Source organism: Variovorax sp. V15, from assembly GCF_041154425.1.
GTDB lineage: Bacteria > Pseudomonadota > Gammaproteobacteria > Burkholderiales > Burkholderiaceae_C > Variovorax > Variovorax guangxiensis.
This window is the reverse complement of the sequence record NZ_AP028659.1, coordinates 6,280,722-6,301,846: the sequence shown is the minus strand read 5'-3', so window position 1 is coordinate 6,301,846 and position 21,125 is coordinate 6,280,722. Positions and strand designations below refer to the sequence as shown.

Sequence of the window (21,125 nt, the reverse complement as noted above, 5' to 3'; positions counted from 1 at the left end):
GCAGCGTGCACGCATCCAACGGGGCCGTTTTCGGCCCCGGTTTTTTTCAGGAGGAGGCTTTCCATGTCCGACGCAGACATCCAGGTCGTGAGCAGTTCGTGGGCCGGCATCCAGCGCGTCGCCGCGACGCCGAAGCCGCCGGAGTTCTTCAAGGGCCGCAAGGGCTATGCGCCCGGCTTCCTGGGGGATGACTGGCACGTGGAACTGCCGGCCATCGGCGAATCCATTTCCACGGACGACATCGCCACGCTCGAGGACGGCTCCTTCGAGCTCAAGTACCAGCACTTCAGCACGGTGCAGTGCATCTCGCGGCGTGTGCCGCTCTACTCTGCCTGCAACATCGACGGCTCGAAGTCGAAGAACGTCCCGCGCCACGACACCTGGAACTACGACGGCCGCATCAAAAAGGAATACCAGATGCTGCGCGAGGCCTACGGCCCCGGGCAGGAAGGCAAGTTCTCTCGCGGGCACATGACGCGCAGGCAGGACCCGAACTGGGGCCCGCTGGCGACGGCGCAGAGGGCCAACATCGACACCTTCTTCGCCACCAACGCCTGCCCCCAGTGGCAGCCCTTCAACGACGGGCTCTGGGGCGACCTGGAGGACTACGTCCTCGGCAACGCCCAGGGCGACGACAAGCGAATCAGCGTCTTCACCGGCCCGATCCTGCGGCAGGACGACCCGGAGAGATTCGGTATCCGCATTCCGCGCGACTTCTGGAAGGTAGTCGCCTTCATCAGCGAAGCGACCGGCGAGCTCAGCGCCATCGCCTACCTGATGAGCCAGGGCACTTACCTGGATTCGGGCGTGGCCCGCGACCTGGAAGACTTCGGCACCTCGCAGCGCCCGCTGGCCTTCATCGAGGCCGAAACCGGGCTGCGCTTCGAAAGCCTGGAAGGCCGCGACGTGCTCGACGGCGCGGACCTCGCCTTCGTGCAGCCCATCCGGCGCTTCGCCGATACGAAGCTGCCGGGCTGAGCGGGCCGCGAGTCGGCGTTCAGCCGCGCAGCGATTCGATCAGGTCGATGTACTTCTGCTTGGCTTCGTCGGCGCTCAGGCCCTTCTGGGCCGTCCACGCGTCCCACTTGGCACGGGCGACGATGTCGCTGAAGCTGGGCTTCTTGGCGGTGTTGTCGCCCTCGGTGGCCTGCTTGAACAGGGCGTAGATCTTCAGCAGCGTCGGGTTGTCGGGACGCTCGGCGAGCAGCTTGGAATTGGCCTGGGCGGCTTCGAACAGGGCGTTGAGGTCGGACATGTCGGTCAGGGGGATGTGAAGCGGAAAGCCCGCATCTTAAATCCTGCGGTACACGACCGTACCGACGCGGTTCAGTCCCGCAGCCCGGCCCTTGCCAGTTCCACGTCCAGCCGCTCCCGCGCATCCGCGGGCTTCAGCGCCGCCGCCTTTTCGTACAGCCGCGTCGCCTCGCCCATGCGCGATTCGCCGTGGAGCATCAGCTGCGCGCGGGCGTATTCCATCATTCCGGCGGCCGAATGGGGATGCAGTTCGAGCCCGCGCTCGAACAGCTCCAGCGAGGTTTCGGAGCGCACGCCGTAGGTCATGCGCCCGACCAGTGCGCCGACCTTGTCGATCACTTCGGCGTGGAACGAGGCCAGTGCGAGGTGCGCGTCCGCATGCCGGGGCTGCAGCTCGATCACCCGCTCCAGCGCGCCCTTGAGCTTGCTGCCCAGGCCCTGCGCCAACGCGCGCGCCACGCTGATGCCCTGGCTGTAGCGGCCCAGCGCATATGACTGCCAGTAGAGCGCCTGGCAGTTGTCGGGCTCGGAGTCGGCCTGCGCGCCGGCGCGTTCGATGACCTGGCGGAACATCGCGAGCCGCACCGATTCGCGCGGCTCCAGGTAGTTGGCGTAGATCGCGGTCGCCTGGTTGGCCAGCGCCATTCCCTCGGCGCCCTGCAGCAGCCCGATGGCCGCGGCGCGCTCGAACTCGCCGCTGTGATACAGCGCCCAGCCCTCGGCGAGCGCCGAGCCCTCGGCCGGCACCGGCAGTTCGTGGCCGGCATGCAGGCGCGCCCAGTGAGGCAGAACGCTGCGCGCGTCGTAGCGGGGAGAGTCGGCCCAGGGCAGGGGAGTCCAGGGTTCGGTGCCGGCATTGGTGCCGGGGGCGCCGGCGGACATCAGCGAAAGCGGTTTGAAATCGTGGTGGGGCATGTTCTAGACCGCCATATCGACAGGAGAAGCCGAGGCGCCGGCAGCGTTTGCGCCGCCGGGGTCTTCGCCGTTGTAGGCATTGCCGAGCGCCAGCAGGTGGCGCCGCTGTTCGGGCCCGAGGTAGGGCGCGAGCAGGTGCAATGCATGGAGGCCGCCGCGCATCAGCGCGCCCTGCGCATGTTCGGGTTCCAGTGCCTCGCGCGGGTTGCGCACGTATTCGTAGCTCAGCCAGTAGGTCAGCACCACCACCATGCTCTGCGCGAGCGTGTCGACCTCGTGCACGTCGATCTCCAGGTGGCCGGCGCGGCTCAGGCCGGCGATGAGCTGGCGGATGGCGCGCGCCTTGTTCTTCAGCACCAGCTGGAACTGGGTCTCCAGCCTGCGGTTCTTGCTGAGCAGGTCGTTGAGGTCGCGGTAGAGAAAGCGGTAGCGCCAGATCAGCTCGAACAGGCTGTGCATGAAGAACCAGGCGTCCTCCACGTCGTGCACGCCCTCGCTGGCGTGCAGCAGCTCGTCGAGCTCGGCTTCGTAGGCCTCGTAGAGCTTGTTGATCAGCTCTTCCTTGGCCGGGTAGTGGTAGTAGAGATTGCCCGGGCTGATGTTGAGCTCGCTCGCCACCAGCGTGGTCGAGACGTTCGGCTCCCCGAAGCGGTTGAACAGGTCCAATGCGGCTTCGAGGATGCGTTGCGCGGTGCGGCGTGGCGCCTTCTTTGCCATGTCGTGCCCCCGATGTCTCGTTCGTCTCTCTTGGGGACACTCTAGCGTATGTGCACCGCACCATGAAGGCACGGGCCATGTTTTGCCGCACCGGCTTTCTTGTGCAGTGCCGCAATCGCGGCCGCCCGGCGCGGCGGCCTGCGCGGGGTCAGCCGGCCTTGCTGCGGCGCAAGGTTTTCTTGGCGGCGGGCGCGGCCGCCTTGCGGGCCGCGGTCTTGCGCGCGGCGGTGGCGGTAGCGGTGCCCTGCTGCGCCTTTTTCAGTTGGGCTTCGAGCGCCTCGACGCGCGCCTGCAGCGCGGCCATGTCGGCGGCGCTGGGCGCGCCCAGCTTCTCCATCGCGCGCGCCACGCGCTCCTCGAAGATGTTCTCCAGCTTGCCCCACTGGCCGGCGGCCTTGGTGCCGAACTCGCTGGCGAAGCCCGCCATGCGCTGCTGTGCCTGGGCCAGGGTCTCCTCGGCGGCCTGCTGGGTCTTCTTCTGCATGCCGGCGCCGTCGCGCACCAGCGCCTCGAAGGCCTTGCTGCCTTCCTGCTGCATCTTGGCGAAGGCACCGAGGCCGGCAAGCCAGATCTGCTGGGCGGAATCCTTGATGCGGTCGGCGGCCTTGCCGTTGCTGTCGTCGTCCTGGGTAGCCATGCGATTCGTTCCTTTTCCTTTGCCTGCAAACAATCGCCTGACTCTAGCCGCCCGGCGGCCTCTTCATTAGAGCTTCGCGTCTATGGGGTGAAGCTCCCCGGCAGAGGCTCAGGCCGAGATGCCGGCCGCGCGGCTCGCGTCCAGGTGGGCCTTGGCGCGCTCGGCCAGCGCCATTTCGCCGGGGGTGCCGGGCACGTAGGGTACGACGGGCAGCGGACGGCCGTGCGAATCGACCGAGACGAACACGATCAGGCATTCGGTGGTCTTCTCCATCGAGCCGCCCTTCATGTCGCCGCTGCGCACCTCGACCGAGATGTTCATGCTGGTATTGCCGGTGTAGGCGAGGCGGGCCTCCACCTCGACGAGGTCGCCGATCATGATCGGCCGGTGGAAGCGGATGCTGCCGATGAAGGCGGTGACGCAGTAGCGCTTGGCCCAGCTCGTCGCGCAGGCGTAGCCTGCCTCGTCGATCCACTTCATGACGGTGCCGCCGTGGACCTTGCCGCCGAAGTTGACGGTGCTGGGCTCGGCGAGAAAACGCAGGGTGATCGAGGACATGGGAGGCCGCCTTTGGTGAATGTGGCTGTGACTATGGAGTGGGGAGCCGCGATTATGCGAGCGGGCGCCCGCTTGCGGACGCCGCCGGTCGTCCCGGCGCGCACGCTCAGCTGCCGCTGAACAGCTGCGCCAGCGTGCGCCTCAGCCAGGCATTGCCCGGGTCGGCATGGAAGCGCTCGTGCCAGTGCTGCTTCACCGCGTAGTCCGACAGCGCGAAGGGCGGCTCCAGCAGCTTCACCGGCTCCTGCGTGGCCAGCACCTTGCCGAGGATGCGCGGCACCACCACCAGCAGCTCGGTCTGCGCCACGATGCGCGCCACGCTCAGGAAGCTCGACAGCCGCACCACCACGTTGCGCTTCAGGCCCAGCCGCGCGAGCGTGGTGTCGACGATGGCGTGCCCCGTGCCCGAGGTCGACACCACCGCGTGCGCCTCCGCCTCGAAGCGCCTGCGCGTGAGCTTCGTGCCGATGCGCGGGTGGTTCCTCGCCGCCAGGCAGACGAAGTTCTGCATGAAGAGCGTCTGCTGGTAGAAGCCCGCGTCCAGCTGCGGCATGAAGCCCACGGCCAGGTCGACCTCGCCGTCCTGCAGCCGGCGGCCGCTGAGCGTGGAGATGATCTCCGTCTCGATGTGCACCCCCGGCGCCGCTTGCCGCAGGTGGTCGAGCAGGCCGGGCAGCAGCACCACCTCGCTGATGTCGGTCATGCAGATGCGGAAGCGCCGCTGCGCCTGCGCGGGATCGAAGCTGCTGCGGTTGCCCTGCGCCTGCGCGATCTGCGCCAGCGCCTCGCGCAGGTTCGGGTAGATGCGCTCGGCATGCGGCGTAGGCTGCATGCCCTGCGCGGTGCGGGTGAACAGGCGGTCGTCGAAGTGCGCGCGCAGCTTGTTCAGCGCGGTGCTGGCGGCGGCCTGCGCCATGCCCAGGCGCTCGGCCGCCTTCGACACGTTGCCGGTCTTGTAGACCTCGTCGAACACGGCGAGCCATTCGAGATCGAGCTTCGACATGGGGGCTCCTGCTTACGGCGAAAGGCACCATTATCGAAATTTCGAATTCCGTGTATTGGCTGCCGGTCTTGAGGAAATAGTGGTGCGGGCCAACAATGCCCGCCAACGGAGACAACCGCCCCATGAAACCAGCCCCCTCGAATGCGGCCGAGCGCCGCGACTACTACGACCGCATCCGCCCGCTGCATCTCACGCCGCTGTGGGAGTCGCTGCACGCGCTGGTGCCGCGCGAGCCGCAGACGCCGTGCGTGCCCGCCCTGTGGCGCTACGACGAGATCCGCCCGCTGCTGATGGAGTCGGCCGACCTCATCACCGCCGAGGAGGCCGTGCGCCGCGTGCTGGTGCTGGAGAACCCGGCGCTGCCCGGCAATTCGTCGATCACCCAGTCGCTCTACGCCGGGCTGCAGCTCATCATGCCGGGCGAGGTCGCGCCTTCGCACCGCCATGTGCAGTCGGCGCTGCGCTTCATCGTCGACGGCAAGGGCGCCTACACCACGGTGGGCGGCGAGCGCACCACCATGTACCCGGGCGACTTCATCATCACGCCCTCGTGGGCCTGGCACGACCATGGCAACGAGGGCATCGGCGGCAGCGTGGAGCCGGTGGTGTGGCTCGACGGCCTCGACATCCCGATGCTGCGCTTCTTCGACGCCGGCTTCGCCGAGAACGACGACTCCAAGGTGCAGCATGTCTCGCGCCCCGAGGGCAACAGCCTCGCGCGCTTCGGCCACAACATGGTGCCGGTGCGGCACGACCACGCATCGGCCACCTCGCCGATCTTCAACTACCCCTATGCGCGCAGCCGCGAGGCGCTGGTGCAGCTGCAGAAGCAGGAAGCGCCCGATGCCTGGCTGGGCCACAAGCTGCGCTACATCAACCCGCTGACCGGCGGCTCGCCGATGCCGACCATCGCCACCAACCTGCAGCTGCTGCCCAAGGGCTTCGCCGGCAAGGCGCACCGCGCGACCGACGGCGCGGTGTACAGCGTGGTCGAGGGCCACGGCACGGCCGAGATCGCCGGCCAGCGCTTCGTGTTCGGCCCGCGCGACACCTTCGTGGTGCCCTCGTGGGCAACGCTGAAGCTGTCGTCGCCGGCCGAAGACGCCGTGCTCTTCAGCTTCTCCGACCGCCCCGTGCAGCAGGCCATGGGCATCCTGCGCGAAGCCTTTCTCGAAGACGCCTGAAGCCACAGGCGATCGTCCCGTTTTCCGTCTGACCAAGTGCCGCCCCGAGCGGCAGGAGCTTCCCATGTCCTTCGCCTTCACGCCTCCTTCCATCGTCGGCCTGCCCATCGTGGGTTCCGACCAGCAGTTCCCCGTGCGCCGCGTCTACTGCGTGGGCCGCAACTACGCCGCCCATGCGCGCGAGATGGGCTTCGACCCCGACCGCGAGCCGCCTTTCTTCTTCTGCAAGCCCAACGACGACGCCTCGGTGGTGCCGGTGGCCGACGGAAAGGGCGTCTCGATTCCCTACCCGCCGCTCACCAGCAACTACCACTACGAGGCCGAGCTGGTGGTCGCCATCGGCAAGGGCGGCGCCAACATTCCGGTCGAGCAGGCCTCCAGCCACATCCACAGCTACGCCGTGGGCCTGGACATGACCCGCCGCGACCTGCAGATGAAGATGCGCGAGCAGGGCCGTCCGTGGGAGATCGGCAAGGCCTTCGACTTCTCCGCGCCCATCGCGCCGCTGCGCACCCTGGCCGACGTGGGCGAGATCAACGCCGGCGCCATCGTGCTGGAAGTCGACGGCGAAGTGCGCCAGAAGAGCGACATCACGCACCTGATCTGGTCGGTGAACGAAGTCATCGCCAACCTCTCGACGCTCTTCACGCTGCAGCCCGGCGACCTGGTCTTCACCGGCACGCCCGAGGGCGTGGGCGCGGTGAAGCCGGGCCAGACCATCAAGGTGAGCATCGAGCGACTGCCGTCGTTGACGGTGCACATCGAGTAAGTTTTTTCCGACCGCACAGGCCGCGCCATGACCCTTTCGAAGAACCCTCCCACAGTGCTGCTGGTCGGCGGCGGCATCGGCGGCATGGCCGCCGCGCTGGCGCTCGCGCGGCTGGGTGTTTCCATCGACCTGCTCGAGCAGAGCGCCACCATCGGCGAGATCGGCGCCGGCCTGCAGCTCGGCCCCAATGCCTTCGCGGCGCTCGACGCGCTGGGCGTGGGCGAGGCGGTGCGTCGGGGCTCGGTGTTCACCGACCGGCTCGTGATGATGGACGCGGTCGACTGCGGCGAAGTGGCCTCGGTGCCGGTGGGCGAGGCCTTCCGCGCGCGCTTCAAAAATCCTTATGCGGTGAGCCACCGCGCCGACCTGCATGGCGCGATCCACGAGGCGGTGAAGCAGCATCCGCTGATCCGCTTCCACACCTCGGCGCAGGTCGAGTCCATCGACCTGGGCGGCCAGGGAGTCACCGCCGTCACCCGCGACGGCCGCAGCTTCAAGGCCGACGCCATCGTCGGCTGCGACGGCGTGAAGTCGGTGGTGCGCGGCAGGCTCATCGGCGACGCGCCGCGCGTCTCGGGCCACGTTGTGTACCGCGCCGTGGTGCCGGCGGCCGACATGCCCGCCGACCTGCGCTGGAACGCGCCCGTGGTCTGGGCCGGCCCCGACTGCCACCTGGTGCACTACCCGCTGCGCCATGGCGAGCAATACAACCTGGTCGTCACCTTCCACAGCCGCGAGAAGGAAGAGTGGGGCGTGACCGACGGCAGCAAGGAAGAAGTGCTCTCGTACTTCGAGGGCGTGCACGCGCGCCCGCGCCAGCTGCTCGACCGGCCGACCTCGTGGCGCCGCTGGAGCACCGCCGACCGCGACCCGGTCGAGCGCTGGAGCGAAGGCTCCGCCACGCTGCTGGGCGACGCCGCGCATCCCATGATGCAGTACCTCGCGCAGGGCGCGTGCATGGCGCTGGAAGACGCCGTGACGCTCGGCGAGGCAGTGAAGGCCTGCGGCTTCGACATGCCTGCAGCCTTCAAGCTCTACGAGGCGGCGCGCGTAGCCCGCACCGCGCGCGTGGTGCTGTCGGTGCGCGAGATGGGGCGGCTCTATCACGCCAAGGGCGTGGAGCGCCTGGTGCGCAACAGCCTGTGGCCGGGCCGCACGCCCGAGCGCTTCTACGATGCGGTCGAGTGGCTCTACGCCTGGCGGCCCGAGCGCTGCCTGGACGATGCGCCCGAGGCGCTGCGGCCTTCGCCCGTGATCCGGGCCGAGGGCGCCGCCGTGCTTTCGCCGCTCTGAGGTCCGTTTCTTTCATCATTCATAACCATCGAGGCCGAAGGCCCAGGAGACAAAGACATGAATTTTTCGCGCGCCCTGCTCGCAGGCGTCCTCGCCCTCACGGCCGCTTCAGGTGTGCTGGCCCAGTCCGGCGACTACCCGAGCAAGCCCGTGACCCTGGTCACGCCCTTCGCCGCCGGCAGCGGCCCTGACGCGGTGCTGCGCCTCGTCTCCGACAAGCTCTCGCGCCTGTGGAACCAGCGCGTGGTCATCGACAACCGGCCCGGCGGCGGCGGCTTCATCGCCATCGACCAGGCCCGCCGCGCCGCGCCCGACGGCTACACGCTGCTGCAGCTCGACAGCGAGCACGTCGCCGCGCTGCCGCACCTGTACAAGTCGCGCAACTTCGTGACGCTGCAGCATTTCGATCCGGTGGCATCGCTCTTCCGCACGCCTTTCTTCGTGGCGGTGGGTACCGACTCGAAATGGAAGAACATGAGCGACCTGATCGCCGCCGCCAAGGCCAACCCCGACGGCATCGTCTACGGCTCGTGGGGCGTGGGCAGCCCGGGCCACCTGGGCGCGCAGCAGCTCGAGGCGCTCACCGGTATCCGCATGCGCCACGCGCCGTACCGCGAGGTGTCGCAGCTCTACTCGAACGTGGGCACCGGCGAGGTGCCGTGGGCCTTCGCGAGCATCCCGTCGAGCCAGGGCATCTACAAGGCCGGCAAGCTGCGCTACATCGCGGTGGCGGCCAGCAAGCGCATTCCGCAGATGCCCGACGTGCCGACGATGGCCGAGGCGGGCGGCCCGGCCTCGCTGGAGGTCAATTCATTCGTGTCGCTGCTCGCGCCCAAGGGCGTGCCGGCGGCCATCAAGGCGAAGATCAATGCCGACGTGGCCAAGGTCATCGCCGATCCCGAGATCCGCGCCCGCTTCGACACCTTCGCCTTCGAGCCGCTGGCCTGGTCGCCCGAGGAAATCGAGCGCAATGCCGAGGCCAAGTCGAAGGTGTACGGCGAGCTGGTGCGCAGGGGCAACATCAGCCTCGAATAGCGAGGGTGCGCCAGGCCCCGGCCTTGCCCGGTGTCTTGCTCGGCAGTTAAGCTGGCCCTCTTTGGTTTTTTGACGACTTTTTCACACTTTTTCTCCATGCACGCCACCAAGAGAGCCCTTCTGATCGCCTGCGGCCTGGCCGCCGCCGCCATGCTGCCCCTGAGCGCCAACGCAGACAACGCCGCCTGGCCGACCAAGCCGATCCGCCTGCTCGTGGGCTTCCCGGGCGGCTCCACGCCCGACATCGCCGCGCGCACCATCGCCGAGCCGCTGTCGAAGGCGCTGGGCCAGCCGATCGTGGTCGACAACAAGGCCGGTGCCTCGGGCAACATCGCGGCCGACCAGGTGGCCAAGGCCACCGACGACCACACGCTGGGCATCGTCATCAACGGCAACCTCACGTCGTCGAAGATGCTGTACCCCAAGCTGCCCTACGACCCGGTCAAGGACTTCACCTACCTGTCGCTGATCGCGACCGCGCCGCTGGTGCTGGTGGCGCAGAACAACCTGCCCTCGGGCGCGGCCTTCTTCGACGAAGGCCGCAAGGCCGGCGACAAGTGGAACTACGGCTCGGTGGGCATCGGCTCCGTCGGCCACCTGGGCATGGAACTGCTCAAGACCCGCGTGCCCGGCTTCAAGCCGGAGCACGTGCCCTACCAGGGCAACCCGCAGGTCATCACCGCGATGCTGGGCGACCAGGTGCAGATGGGCCTGATCCCGCCGGGCGTGGCCATGCCGCAGATCAAGGCCGGCAAGCTCAAGGCCATCGGCCTCACCGGCGGGCGCAGCGCGCTGGTGCCCGAGATCCCGCCGCTCGCCGACGCAGGCGTGAAGGATTTCAACCTCGAGGTTTGGGTGGCGCTGCTGGGCCCGTCCAACCTGTCGAAGGTGGCGCAGGCGCGCATCAGCCGCGAACTCGAGACCGTGATGAAGAACCCCGACGTGCGCCGCAAGCTCTTCGAGCAGGGCTGGCAGGCCGTGGGCACCTCGCCGGACGGCATGCGCACGCGCGTCAATGAAGAGGCCGCGATCATGACCAAGATCATCTCGGCCCGCGGCATCAAGTTGCAATAACCACACCCCCCAGGCTGCGCGCACTTCGTGTCGCGCGCGCCTTCCCCCTTGCAGGGGGCAACACCGACGGACCGGCCAAGCCGGATCCGCGGTGTTTCCCGAACAGACATCCATGGACCTATTTGAATGACTTCCACATTGCATGAACCGGCGCGCGAGCTGCCGGTGTTCGGCGAGTACGACGTGGTGGTGGTCGGCGGCGGCCCCGCCGGCATCGCGGCCGCCGTGAGCGCCGCGCGCCACGGTGCGAACACGCTGCTGGTGGAACGCTACGGCTTCCTCGGCGGCATGGGCACGGCCGGCGGCGTCACCAACTTCGCGGGCCTGTACGGCAAGCGCAAGGGCGAGATGATGCAGCTGGTGCGCGGCGTGGTCGATGAGCTCATCGAGCGCATTGCCGCGCTCAACGGCATGAACCAGCCGCAGAACGGCATGGGCGGGCGCATCTGCGTGCGCTCGTACGACACCTCGGCCTACAAGCTGGCCGCCGACCAGCTGCTGGGCGGTGCGGGCGTGAAGCTGCTGTTCCACGCGCTGGCGGCGGCCGTGGTGCTCGACGGCAAGCGCATCGCGGCGCTGGTGGTCGAGACCAAGTCGGGCCGCCAGGCGATCCGCGCCAACGCCTTCATCGACGCCAGCGGCGACGCGGACGTGGCCGCCTTCGCGGGCGTGCCCTTCGAGGTGGGCGACGGCCACGGCAGCGGGCTCTTTCCGACCACCATGTTCCGCATCGGCCAGGTGGACGCGCCGGCTGCGCTGGAGGCGGTGGGCGAGTTCAAGGCCATCAACGACTTCATGGCGCGCGCCGAGCAGCAGAAGCCGGGCGTCTACAGGTTCCCGCGCGAGGGTGCGATCCTGCGGCCCAACAAGGACCCGCGCGAGTGGCGCGCCAACGTCACGCAGATCCGCAACTCGCAGGGCCGCGCGATGAACGGCGTCGACGCGCGCGAGTTGACCGAGGGCGAGCTCGAGGGCCGCCGCCAGATCACCGAGTACTTCAGATTCCTGAAGGCCGAGGTGCCGGGCTTCGCCCAGTCGGCCATCGTGGAGATCGCGCCGCAGGTCGGCATCCGCGAGACGCGGCGCATCCAGGGGCTCTACGCGCTCGGGCGCGAGGACATCCTGGGCTCGGCGAAGTTCGACGACAACATCGGCCTGAACGCCTGGCCGATGGAGATGCATGCCGACGGCCGCATCGAATGGGCCTTCCCGCGCGACGAGGACAATGCCTACAACCACCTGCCCTGGCGCATGCTGGTGCCGCAGACGCTCGACAACCTGCTGGTGGCCGGGCGCTGCGCGTCGATGACGCACGAGGGCCAGTCGGCCGCGCGCGCCAGCGGCGGCTGCTTCGTCATGGGGCAGGCCGCGGGCACGGCGGCGGCGTCGGTGGGCGCAGGCAGCTTCGCGGCGGTCGACATCCCGGCGCTGCAGAAAAAGCTGGCGGCCGACGGCGTCGACCTCGACCGCTGAAGGCCCGCGGCGTGCGGGATGGCGCTAGAGTCCGGGGCTTGATGAACTCGAACCCCGGACCCAACGTGCACTTCCCTTCGCTGTCGACACCCGCGCGTCGCACCCTCCTGGCGCTGTCCTGCGCCGCCATCGGCCTCTCGCTGGCCGGCTGCGCCAGTACCCCCGAAGGCGAACCCGTCCACGGTAAGGACCGGCTGCTGAGCTTCCTGGCAGCCAAGGATGGCCGCAAGGTCGCCATCGTCGGCGAGAACTACCACTACGTGTTCGACGGCGATCCCTCCGTGGCTGCGCTGCTGCGCTGGGACGGGCGCACCAAGGTCACGCCCGCACTGCTCGGCGAGTTCAGGGTGGCGCGCAACCAGAGCTTCGAGGGCCAGTACGTGCTGGTGGCCTTCGACGCCGACCTGACACCAGAGGACCGCACCTTCCTCATCCAGACCGGCTTCGCGAAGACCGAGGTGAAGTACGGCGACCGTACGGGCCCCGCGCTGCGCTACTTCGGCACCGTCTACGGCAAGCGCTACGAGGCGGTGCCGCTGAAGTCGGGCGACAAGGTCGATTTCTCCAGGCGCCAGTACCTGAACTACGTCGAGCAGGAAACGCTCAGCGCTCCTTTCAGCAAGGCCGCGCCCTCGCCGCTGGTGTATGCCGACGACGGCTCGATGCTGCTGGGCGGCGTGCCGGTGCGCGTCGTGCAGGGCGGTACGGACTACAGCTGCCGTGCGGGCTTCATGGGCATGTGCTTCTACAAGTAGAAGAAGAGGGAGAAGAGGGAGAAGAGGGGGGCCTGCTGACAGGCCCGCGACAGCCGGCGGGCGCGGGCTTTGCTATGGTCGAGGGTCGCTTTCCGACCGCTTTTCCCCTCCGATGACCACCGATCCCGCCACCGCCGCCCGCCTCGTCAACGAACTCGTCGCGCTCATGCAGCTCGAGCCCCTGGGCGGCGACCGCTTCCGTGCCCAGAGCGAGGACATCGGCACGCCGGCCGTGTTCGGCGGCCAGGTGCTGGGCCAGTCGCTGATGGCCGCGAGCCTCACGGTGGGGGCCGAGCGCCCGGTGCATTCGATGCACGCCTACTTCCTGCTGCCGGGCGAGCATGCGCCCATCGAGTACAGCGTCGACCGCGTGCGCGACGGCCGCAGCTTCACCACCCGCCACGTGGTGGCGCGCCAGCAGGAGCGCATCATCTTCGAGATGTCGGCCTCCTTCCAGACCGTGGACGAAGGCGTCGAGCACCAGTTCGACATGCCCGAGGTGGATGGCCCCGACGGGCTCATCAGCGAGCTCGACCAGCGCATCGCACTCGGCGACCGCCTGCCCGAACCCTGGCGCACCAAGGCGATCCAGCCGCACGGCATCGAATACCGCCGCGTCGACCCCGAGGACCTGATCGCGCCGCAGGTGCGCCCGACCTCGGCGCAGAGCGCCATCTGGATGCGCGCCATCGCGCCGCTGCCCGACGACCCGATGGTGCACCGCGCGCTGCTGGCCTACGCCTCCGACCACGGACTGCTGCGCGCCGCCATGCTGCCGCACGGCCTGAGCTTCATGAGCGGGCAGGTGCGCCCCGCGAGCCTCGACCACGCGATGTGGTTCCACCGCGATTTCCGCATGGACGACTGGCTGCTGTACGTGCTCGACTCGCCCAGCGCGGGCGGCGCGCGCGGCCTGTGCCGTGGCAGCCTCTACGCGCGCGACGGGCGGCTCGTGGCCTCGGCTGCGCAGGAAGGCATGCTGCGCATCAGAAAGCCGGCGGCTCGCGCATAGTGCGTTCTGGCGATTCAGCTGAAACAAGGCCTCCACCATGAAAATCTTCTTCTCCCCCGCTTCCCCCTTCGTGCGCAAGTGCATGGTCGTGGCGCACGAGCTCGGCGTTGCCGACCGCATCGAGAAGCTGCCCAGCGCGGCCGGCCCGGTGAAGCGCGACGCCACCATCATCCCGAAGAACCCGCTGGGCCAGGTGCCCACCTTCATCACCGACGATGGCCAGGTGCTGTTCGACAGCCGCGTGATCTGCGAGTACCTCGATGCCATGCAGTCGGGCAAGCTCTTCCCGTCCGGCGGCAAGGAGCGCTGGGCCCGTCTCACCGAACTGGCGCTGGCCGACGGCATGACCGGCGCCGCGCTGCTCGCGCGCTACGAGAACGTGCTGCGCCCCGAGGAACTGCGCTGGTCCGACTGGACGGACGGCCAGCTCGCCAAGGTGCGCACCGGCCTCGAATGGCTGGAAACCGCCACGCCGGCCTTCGGCGACCGCGTGGACATCGGCACCATCGCCTTCGGTTGCGCGCTGGGCTACATGGACTTCCGCTTTCCCTCGGTGGACTGGCGCGCCGAAGCACCGAACAGCGCGAAGTGGTTCAAGGCGTTCAACCAGCGGGCTTCCATGCAGGCGACCCTGCCCACTGCCTGAGTCTTTTTTGCTCGGGGTGCGATCGCGCCGACGGCGGACATTCGTGCAGGGGAGTACCCGGCGGCCTGCGCATGCACCCCGGAGATGGCCGCAAGTCTCCACTTGGCAGGAGATCCGAATCCTTGGCTAAATGCGAGCTCTCGCATGAACCAAGGAATCCCGAATGTCTTCTGAAGACCAGAAAAAAGTAGCCATCGTCACCGCCGGCGGCAGCGGCATGGGTGCCGCCGCGGCACGCAAGCTCGCGGAGGACGGCTTCCGCGTGGCCATCCTCTCGTCGTCGGGCAAGGGGGAGGCGCTCGCGGCGGAGCTCGGCGGCATCGGCGTGACGGGCTCGAACCAGTCGAACGACGACCTGAAACGCCTCGTCGACAAGGTGGTGGCCCAGTGGGGCCGTGTCGACGTGCTGGTCAACAGCGCCGGCCACGGTCCGCGCGCGCCCATCCTCGACATCACCGACGAAGACTGGCACCGCGGCATGGACGTGTACCTGCTGAGCGCGGTGCGTCCGGCGCGGCTGGTCGCGCCGCTGATGGTGCAGCAAGGCGGTGGTGTCATCATCAACATCTCCACCTTCGCGGCCTTCGAGCCCGATCCGGTGTTCCCCACGTCGGGCGTGTTCCGTGCCGGGCTCGCGGCCTTCACCAAGCTCTTCGCCGACACCTACGCGGCGAAGAACGTGCGCATGAACAACGTGCTGCCCGGCTTCATCGACAGCCTGCCCGAGAAGGCCGAGTTCCGCTCGCGCATTCCGATGGGCCGCTACGGCAAGAGCAGCGAGATCGCAGCCGTCATCGGCTTCCTCGCGTCGGAAGGCGCGGGCTACATCACCGGACAAAACCTGCGCGTGGATGGTGGCATCACGCGGTCGGTGTGAGGCCTCCATGAAGACCCCGGCGCAGGCGCTGGAGAATTCGCGCCGCACAGTCCAGTCCTACGACGCGCATGCCCGCGAGTACAACGCGATCGTGGCCGGGCACCCGCTGCAGCCCGAAATCGCGGATTCGATGCGGCGGATGATGGAGTACGTGCCCGCGGGCGGCAGCGTGCTCGAGGTCGGTTCCGGTCCGGGGCGCGACGCCGACTTCGTCGAGTCCCTGGGCGGCGTGGTCCGGCGCACCGACGCGGCGCAGGCATTTCTCGATCTGCAGGCGCAGCGAGGCAAGAAGGGCGAGCTGCTCGACGTCGTGACCGATGCGCTGGGCGGGCCCTACGACGCCGTCCTCGCGATGTGCGTGCTGATCCATGTCGATCGCGCGCAGATCGCCGCGGTGCTGCGCAAGATCTTCGACGCGCTCCGGCCCGGCGGCGTCTTCCTGGTGTCAATGCGCGTCGGCGAAGGCGAGAAGAACGGCGACTACCACACGGTGTGCTGGGAGAAGGACCGGTTCGCCGCGGAGCTCGTGGCGGCCGGCCTGCACCCCTGCTGGGAGATGGAGCGCATCGGCCGCAACGACGAGGCGTGGGTCTACTTCCTCGCACGCCGCCCGCAGCAGCCCTGAACCGGCGAGCGCGTCGTCTCGTTCCCGCTCAGCCGAAGGGATTGGCCGTCGCGAACCACAGGCCGATGCCGGTCGCGATGATGAACGCCCCGTCGGTCACGCCCGCCACCAGGAAGAACTTGGTCTGAAGCGTGTCGACCAGCTCGGGCTGGCGCGCCGTGCTCTCCAGGAACTTCTGCCCGACCAGTCCGATGCCGAGGCAGGAGCCGAGGGCGGCGACGCCGATCAGCAGGGCCACTGCGAGGGGAAGGATGTTGAAGCCGGTCATGGTGTTTTCTCCTGGTTGGTTGGTGAATCGAGGCACTGATCGCTTCCTCGATGGACGTACTTTCCCAGAGCGGCTGCGCACGGTCCATGACGTGTGAGGTCATGGAGCAGGTGCCGAGGCACAAACAAAAAAGCCGCCCGTGAGAACGGGCGGCTCCTTCGCAAAACACCGCGGAACCGGCTTCGCCGGGCCGCAGGTGTTGCCCCCTGCAAGGGGGTTGGCGCAGCGACACGAAGTGCGCGAAGCCTGGGGGTTTGCCTAGCTACTGCAGCTGTGTCCAGTTCTGGTTGTTGCCGCCGTTGCAGGTCCAGGTGATCAGCGCCGTGTCCTGCGCGGTCGCATTGTTCGGCACGTCCAGGCACGAACCCGAGGCCCGGTTGCGCAGGGCCGCGCCGACCAGGCTCCACTGCGTCGTGTCGCCAGCCGTGCAGGCCAGTTGAACCACGGGCGCATTGGTCGTCGCGGTGCCGCTCTGCGCGAGGCACAGGCCGCTGTGCTCCGCCTTGAACTGCACGAAGCCGCCGCCGAGCTGCGTCACGGTGAAGCGCTCGTTGCCGGCGTTGCCGCACGGCCACTGCACCACCGTCGTGCCGCTCGTGGTCGCCGCGCCCTTGACGTTCACGCACAGGTTGCTGTGGTTGGAGCGGATGCGCGTGACCACGGGCGTCGGGTCGTTGTCGAGCGAGCGCACGTACTCGCGCAGCGCCACCACGTCGTTGGCCGGCAGGCTGGAGGCGTTGCCGTGGCCGCCGGTGAGAACGTCCTGCAGCGTGGCGGCCTGGCCGTTGTGGAAGAACGCGGTGGTGTTCCACGTGCCCAGCAGGGTCGGCGTGTCGAAGCCCACGCCCGCCAGCGGCTGGTTCATGCCCTTGCCCGAGGAGGCCTGGATCGTGCCCACGTCGTGCCGCACGCCGTCGCGGAAGGTGGCGCCGGTGTGGCAGGTCGCGCACTGGGCCGTGTTGAACACGGTCTGGCCGCGCGCCGCGTCCACGCTGAGGCTGCCGTCCGCCGCACGCGCCGGGCTGCGCATGTACTTGGTCAGCGAGGTCAGGTAGGCCGCCAGGTCGTCGAGCTGCGCGCTCTTGCCGGCCTTGGGCGCGCCCAGCGGGTCGGAAGTGGCCGCGAAGTCCGCGTTGGTCAGGAAGCCGGTGCCGCCGAACTCGTTGCGGATGTCGTTCTCGAAATCCTGCACCTCGTCGAAGTTGGCCGTCCAGTGCAGCTTGCCGTGGCCCAGGCCGCGCCGGCCCTGCAGGCTGATGGTGCGGCGCAGGCCTTCGCCGCGCTGGGTGAAGTCCCACACCATGCCGTCGTCGCCGCCGTCCGCATGGCAGCTCGCGCAGGAGATGTAGTTGTCCTTGCTCATGCGGCGATCCGACGCGTTGTAGAACACCTGCTTGCCGCGCAGCGCGGCCGGCGACATGGGCTCCGCCGCCACCGTCGACACGGTCTGCAGGAAGGTCGGCACGTTGGTCTCCGACGACAGCACCGTCGCCACGTCGTGCACCGTCACCGAGCGCGCCAGGAAGTTGTTGACGAACAGGCGCTTGCGCACCGTGTCGAGGTACAGGCCGTGCGGCGCGCTGCTGGCGTTGATCTCGCCGCGCACCGCGCGGCTGTACGGATCGACGATGGCGACGCGGTTGCCTTCCATCTGCGCGACGAACAGGTAGTCGCCCGAGGGAGAGAAGAGCGCCGCGCGTGCCGGCGCCCGGTCGTCGAAGTCGATCTGCTCGCCGAACTCCTCCGCCGCCGTCTGCAGGTTGACCTGCGACAGGATGGAGCGCACCGTCTGGTCGTGCACCAGGTTGTTGCCGTCGCGGAATTTGCCGCGCACGATGTTGTCCTTCTTCGAGGGCAGCACGGCGCGTGCGCCGTCGGGCGAGATCACCACCTGGCTCAGGTAGTTGGCCACGCCGCGCGCGCGGTTCTCGGTGTCGATGGTGGTGGTGTCGACCGGCAGCGCGATGGTGCTCATGGCGCTCATGCTCTGCAGGTTCACCTTGTGCAGCTGGCCACCCGTCATCTTCGACTTGAAGCGCGTGACGTAGGCCACCTGAGAGCCCGACTCGACCGCGATGCCGCGCAGCGCGCCGTCGAGCGCGACCGCGCCGGTGGTGGCGCCGGTGCTCGGGTTGAAGCTCATCAGCACCGACTTGCTCTCCATCGTCAGCAGGCCCTTCGTGCCGTCGGGCGTGAAGGCCACGCCGTAGGGGCCGCTACCGTAGGCCAGCGGCACGGTGGCCGAGAGGCTGCCGTCGGCGGCGTTGAGCACCACCAGCTTGTCCTCGCCCTGCACCGCGACCCAGATGCGCCCGTCGGGGCCGACGGCCAGCGTCTTCGGTTCGTCGCCCACGCGCACTTCCCAGCGCTTGACCAGGCTCTGCGAGTCGATGGCGGCGACCGTGCCGCTGTCGGGGTTGACCGAGTACACCGAGTTCGCGTCGCCCGCGATGTTGGTGGTGTGCGTGGGCGCCTTCGCCGTCACCGGCATGATCACCGTGAGGTTGTAGGTGTAGAAGGTCTCGCGGCCGTTGGCGTCCTTCACCGTCAGCGTCACCGTGAAGTGGCCGGGGCGCGTGTAGGTGTAGGTGTAGTTCGGCTGGTTCGAGTAGGCGGTCTGCGTGCCGTCGCCGAAGTTCCAGCGGTACTGCGCGCCGCTGCTGCCCAGCGTGGCCGGGTTGAACACCAGCTGGCCGTTGACCAGCTTGGGCCCGCCGCCGATGCCGGGGTCGCCGATGATGGCCTGGCTGCGCAGCGTGCTCACGTCGGTATCGCTGAGCACGCGGCCGTAGACGCGCACTTCCGCCAGCGTGCCCTTGAAGAGCGCCGCGTTGCCCTGGATCTGGCCCAGCAGCGCGAACTTGTTCGACAGGCCCTTGTTGCCCGTGGGGCCGGTGGATGTGGTCTTGGCTCCGTCGACGTACACGGCCTGCGCCCCGGAGGCTGCGTCGCGCGTCATCACGACGTGGTGCCAGGTGCCGTCGTTCACCGCCGCCGTGGAGGTGGTGCCGCCGTCGTTGCCCACCGAGAGCTTGATGCGCCCGCCGTTGTCGAGCCAACCCCAGAACACGTCGTCGGTGCCGGAGGCCTGGTCGCGGCCGAAGATGCCGGGCGCCGTCCAGGAGTTGCCGCCGCCGGTCTGCGTGGTCTTCATGTAGAAGCTCACCGAGGCGCTGCCGCCGAGCACGGTGGCCACGGTGTCGCTCTTGAGCGTCACGCCGGCGGTGCGGTTCGCGAAGTTCAGGCCGATGCTCTCGAAGGCGTCGCCGGTGGCGGGCGTGCCGTTGTTGGCGCCGATCTGGTCGGAGAGGTTGCCCGCCAGCGTCCAGTAGTGCATCAGGCCGATCTCGGCGGCGTTGCCGGTGTGGAACACCGACTTGTAGTCCGCGCCGATGGCGTTGCCCGCATAGTCCTTCACGCCGTTGGCCGGCAGGAACACTTCATAGCTGGTGCCCGGCTGCAGCGGCTGCGCGGGGTGGAAGTTGATGATGCCCAGCTGCACGCTGTAGGTGCCCGCCAGCGTGTTGCCGCCCACCGGGCGCACGATGAAGGTGTTGGAATTCACGCTCTCGGGCAGGATGCTGTCGCTCATGCCCAGGCCGATGCGCGAGGTCAGCGCCTGCTGCTTGGCGTTGTTGGCGGGCGAGACCTGCCGCACCTCCGGCTTGGTGGTGTCGGGGTCGACCTGGTGCACGACGAAGCCGCTGCCCGAGCCGTGGTCGTTGCCCACGAAGACCAGGTTGCCGAACATCGCGACCTGGCCGTTGTCGGAGTGCGAGAAGTTGGGGTCGTCCTCGCGCAGGATGCTGCCGCGGCCCACCTCGACGTGGTTCAGCGGATTGCTCACGTCGACCTTGTGGATGTACGTCTGCGCGCCCTGGATGACGTAGTTGTCCTGCGTGGCGCAATAGAGCTGCTCGTCGATGACGAGGCGGTTGTCCTCGGCCACGAACTTGGAGCGGTCGCTCAGGTCGTAGCTGTACATCTTCGCCCCGCCGCCGCGCGCCGAGGCATGCAGCGTCTTGCCATCGAAGCAGGTGGCGTAGTAGTTGGGGTTGGAGCCCACAGTGTCCAGCACCTTGGGGTTCAGCGGGTCGGATATGTCGAGGCTGGAGAAGCCCGCGGTGTTGTCCATCGAGGTCAGCACCATGTGGTTGCCCATCGTGAAGATCGGGCCGATGCGAAAGCCGCCGAGTTCCCCGGTGGGCACCGGGTTCGGCTTGCCTGCGCCGCGGTTCGCCACCACGGCGTTCGCGGGGTCGGTGGCATCGACGATGAAGATGCCGCGGCCGGCCGAGGCCACGTACAGGTAGGGGGCCTGCCACCAGAGCTGCCAGGCCACGTTCTCGTAGTCGCCGCCGTTGACGCCGGGCAGCGCGAGCTTCTTGACCTGCTTGATGTCGTTGACGTCGGTGAAGTCCCAGAACTCCACGCCGTTGATGCTGGGCAGCACCACGTACGTCTTGCCGCCGATCTTCGCGGTGCCGAAGGAGTGGGTCTCGCGGAACTCCTGCGTGCGGCCTTCGGGCTCGTAGATCTTCTTCACGAGCTTGATCTGCCGCGGGTTCGAGATGTCGTACAGCAGGAAGCCGCCCGGGCCGAGGCCGCTGTCGGGCGCGAAGGAGGTCAGGAAGTAGCCGTTGACCATGATGCCGGCGTTCATGCCGTAGTCCTTGCGGCCCGGGTAGGTGGCGGGCACCTCGCGCGACTCATAGGCGCTGCTGTGCGCGGGGTCGAGCGGGTGCGCGGCGCTGGTGATCATCGAGACCGGCTTGAACAGCTCGGCCGATGTGTAGGTGAGATTGCCCAGGCCCGGCCCCTGCAGCGGCAGCGGGTCGGCCACGGCTTCGGCCACTGCCGTCGCCATGTTGTTCAGGGTCGTCATCGGACTGACCCCGGTGATTGCCGCGTGCGTCAACAGCGTGACGAACGGCAGCAGGAACGCCATCAAGTAATACCGGATTTTCATCGTCGCCTCCAGGTTGTTTGAAGTCCGCAGGGGAACCGTTTTCTTCTTGGCCAGCTAACTC

Annotated in this window: 20 protein-coding genes; 12 read left to right on the top strand and 8 right to left on the bottom strand. The window is 68.4% G+C overall.

The features are described 5' to 3' along the window. Positions 1-63: 63 nt before the first annotated feature. Positions 64-978, top strand: coding sequence for a DNA/RNA non-specific endonuclease (locus tag ACAM57_RS29790; RefSeq protein WP_126022326.1), 915 nt, complete (start codon positions 64-66; stop codon positions 976-978). 19 nt (positions 979-997) lie between these two features. Here ACAM57_RS29790 and ACAM57_RS29785 read toward each other — a convergent pair whose 3' ends face one another. The 6 genes from ACAM57_RS29785 to ACAM57_RS29760 all read right to left on the bottom strand — a co-directional run bounded on the left by ACAM57_RS29785 (position 998) and on the right by ACAM57_RS29760 (position 5,084). Continuing rightward, positions 998-1,255: an acyl-CoA-binding protein gene (locus tag ACAM57_RS29785; RefSeq protein ID WP_184640215.1), complete on the bottom strand. Its 258-nt coding sequence runs from the start codon at positions 1,253-1,255 to the stop codon at positions 998-1,000. Between the two features lie 71 nt (positions 1,256-1,326). Further along, a complete protein-coding gene (locus ACAM57_RS29780) occupies positions 1,327-2,169 on the bottom strand; it encodes a hypothetical protein (RefSeq protein WP_184640213.1) in 843 nt (280 codons plus the stop codon). 3 nt (positions 2,170-2,172) lie between these two features. Continuing rightward, positions 2,173-2,886: a TetR/AcrR family transcriptional regulator gene (locus ACAM57_RS29775; protein WP_184640211.1), complete on the bottom strand. Its 714-nt coding sequence runs from the start codon at positions 2,884-2,886 to the stop codon at positions 2,173-2,175. 148 nt (positions 2,887-3,034) lie between these two features. Further along, on the bottom strand, positions 3,035-3,523 hold the full coding sequence (locus ACAM57_RS29770; RefSeq protein WP_126022323.1) for a phasin family protein: 489 nt from the start codon (positions 3,521-3,523) through the stop codon (positions 3,035-3,037). 108 nt (positions 3,524-3,631) lie between these two features. Further along, positions 3,632-4,081, bottom strand: coding sequence for an acyl-CoA thioesterase (locus tag ACAM57_RS29765; RefSeq protein ID WP_369659931.1), 450 nt, complete (start codon positions 4,079-4,081; stop codon positions 3,632-3,634). Positions 4,082-4,187: 106 nt separating this feature from the next. Further along, positions 4,188-5,084 carry a LysR family transcriptional regulator gene (locus ACAM57_RS29760; RefSeq protein WP_126184069.1) on the bottom strand — a complete coding sequence of 299 codons (897 nt, stop codon included), beginning with the start codon at positions 5,082-5,084 and terminating at the stop codon, positions 4,188-4,190. A 122-nt stretch (positions 5,085-5,206) separates the two neighbouring features. On the opposite strand from ACAM57_RS29760, the gene gtdA reads away from it, so the two are divergent. From gtdA to ACAM57_RS29705, 11 genes are all read left to right on the top strand, one after another. Then, positions 5,207-6,268: a gentisate 1,2-dioxygenase gene (gene gtdA / locus ACAM57_RS29755; protein ID WP_369659930.1), complete on the top strand. Its 1,062-nt coding sequence runs from the start codon at positions 5,207-5,209 to the stop codon at positions 6,266-6,268. Between the two features lie 64 nt (positions 6,269-6,332). Then, entirely contained in the window at positions 6,333-7,037 is a 705-nt protein-coding gene (locus tag ACAM57_RS29750; RefSeq protein WP_369659929.1) for a fumarylacetoacetate hydrolase family protein, read from the top strand. A gap of 27 nt (positions 7,038-7,064) precedes the next feature. Beyond that, the gene (locus ACAM57_RS29745) at positions 7,065-8,330 is read left to right on the top strand and encodes a 3-hydroxybenzoate 6-monooxygenase (protein WP_369659928.1); all 1,266 of its coding nucleotides are present in this window, start codon (positions 7,065-7,067) and stop codon (positions 8,328-8,330) included. Between the two features lie 57 nt (positions 8,331-8,387). Further along, the gene (locus ACAM57_RS29740; protein WP_184640201.1) at positions 8,388-9,365 is read left to right on the top strand and encodes a tripartite tricarboxylate transporter substrate binding protein; all 978 of its coding nucleotides are present in this window, start codon (positions 8,388-8,390) and stop codon (positions 9,363-9,365) included. 96 nt (positions 9,366-9,461) lie between these two features. After that, entirely contained in the window at positions 9,462-10,439 is a 978-nt protein-coding gene (locus ACAM57_RS29735) for a Bug family tripartite tricarboxylate transporter substrate binding protein (protein WP_369659927.1), read from the top strand. Between the two features lie 126 nt (positions 10,440-10,565). Further along, the gene (locus ACAM57_RS29730) at positions 10,566-11,912 is read left to right on the top strand and encodes an FAD-dependent oxidoreductase (RefSeq protein WP_369659926.1); all 1,347 of its coding nucleotides are present in this window, start codon (positions 10,566-10,568) and stop codon (positions 11,910-11,912) included. Positions 11,913-11,953: 41 nt separating this feature from the next. After that, a complete protein-coding gene (locus ACAM57_RS29725; RefSeq protein ID WP_369659925.1) occupies positions 11,954-12,667 on the top strand; it encodes a hypothetical protein in 714 nt (237 codons plus the stop codon). Between the two features lie 112 nt (positions 12,668-12,779). Next, on the top strand, positions 12,780-13,679 hold the full coding sequence (locus ACAM57_RS29720; RefSeq protein ID WP_184640193.1) for an acyl-CoA thioesterase II: 900 nt from the start codon (positions 12,780-12,782) through the stop codon (positions 13,677-13,679). 37 nt (positions 13,680-13,716) lie between these two features. Then, positions 13,717-14,325, top strand: coding sequence for a glutathione S-transferase (locus ACAM57_RS29715; RefSeq protein ID WP_369659924.1), 609 nt, complete (start codon positions 13,717-13,719; stop codon positions 14,323-14,325). A gap of 163 nt (positions 14,326-14,488) precedes the next feature. Beyond that, complete coding sequence (locus ACAM57_RS29710) at positions 14,489-15,202, top strand: SDR family oxidoreductase (RefSeq protein ID WP_369659923.1); 714 nt, start codon at positions 14,489-14,491, stop codon at positions 15,200-15,202. Positions 15,203-15,209: 7 nt separating this feature from the next. Continuing rightward, positions 15,210-15,827: a class I SAM-dependent methyltransferase gene (locus ACAM57_RS29705; protein WP_369659922.1), complete on the top strand. Its 618-nt coding sequence runs from the start codon at positions 15,210-15,212 to the stop codon at positions 15,825-15,827. A gap of 28 nt (positions 15,828-15,855) precedes the next feature. On the opposite strand, the gene atpE is transcribed toward ACAM57_RS29705, so the two are convergent. Both atpE and ACAM57_RS29695 read right to left on the bottom strand, forming a co-directional pair. Further along, positions 15,856-16,095 (bottom strand): F0F1 ATP synthase subunit C, encoded by a 240-nt coding sequence (atpE, locus tag ACAM57_RS29700; protein ID WP_012745530.1) that lies wholly within the window; start codon positions 16,093-16,095, stop codon positions 15,856-15,858. A 262-nt stretch (positions 16,096-16,357) separates the two neighbouring features. After that, on the bottom strand, positions 16,358-21,064 hold the full coding sequence (locus ACAM57_RS29695) for an RICIN domain-containing protein (RefSeq protein WP_369659921.1): 4,707 nt from the start codon (positions 21,062-21,064) through the stop codon (positions 16,358-16,360). Positions 21,065-21,125: the final 61 nt, after the last annotated feature.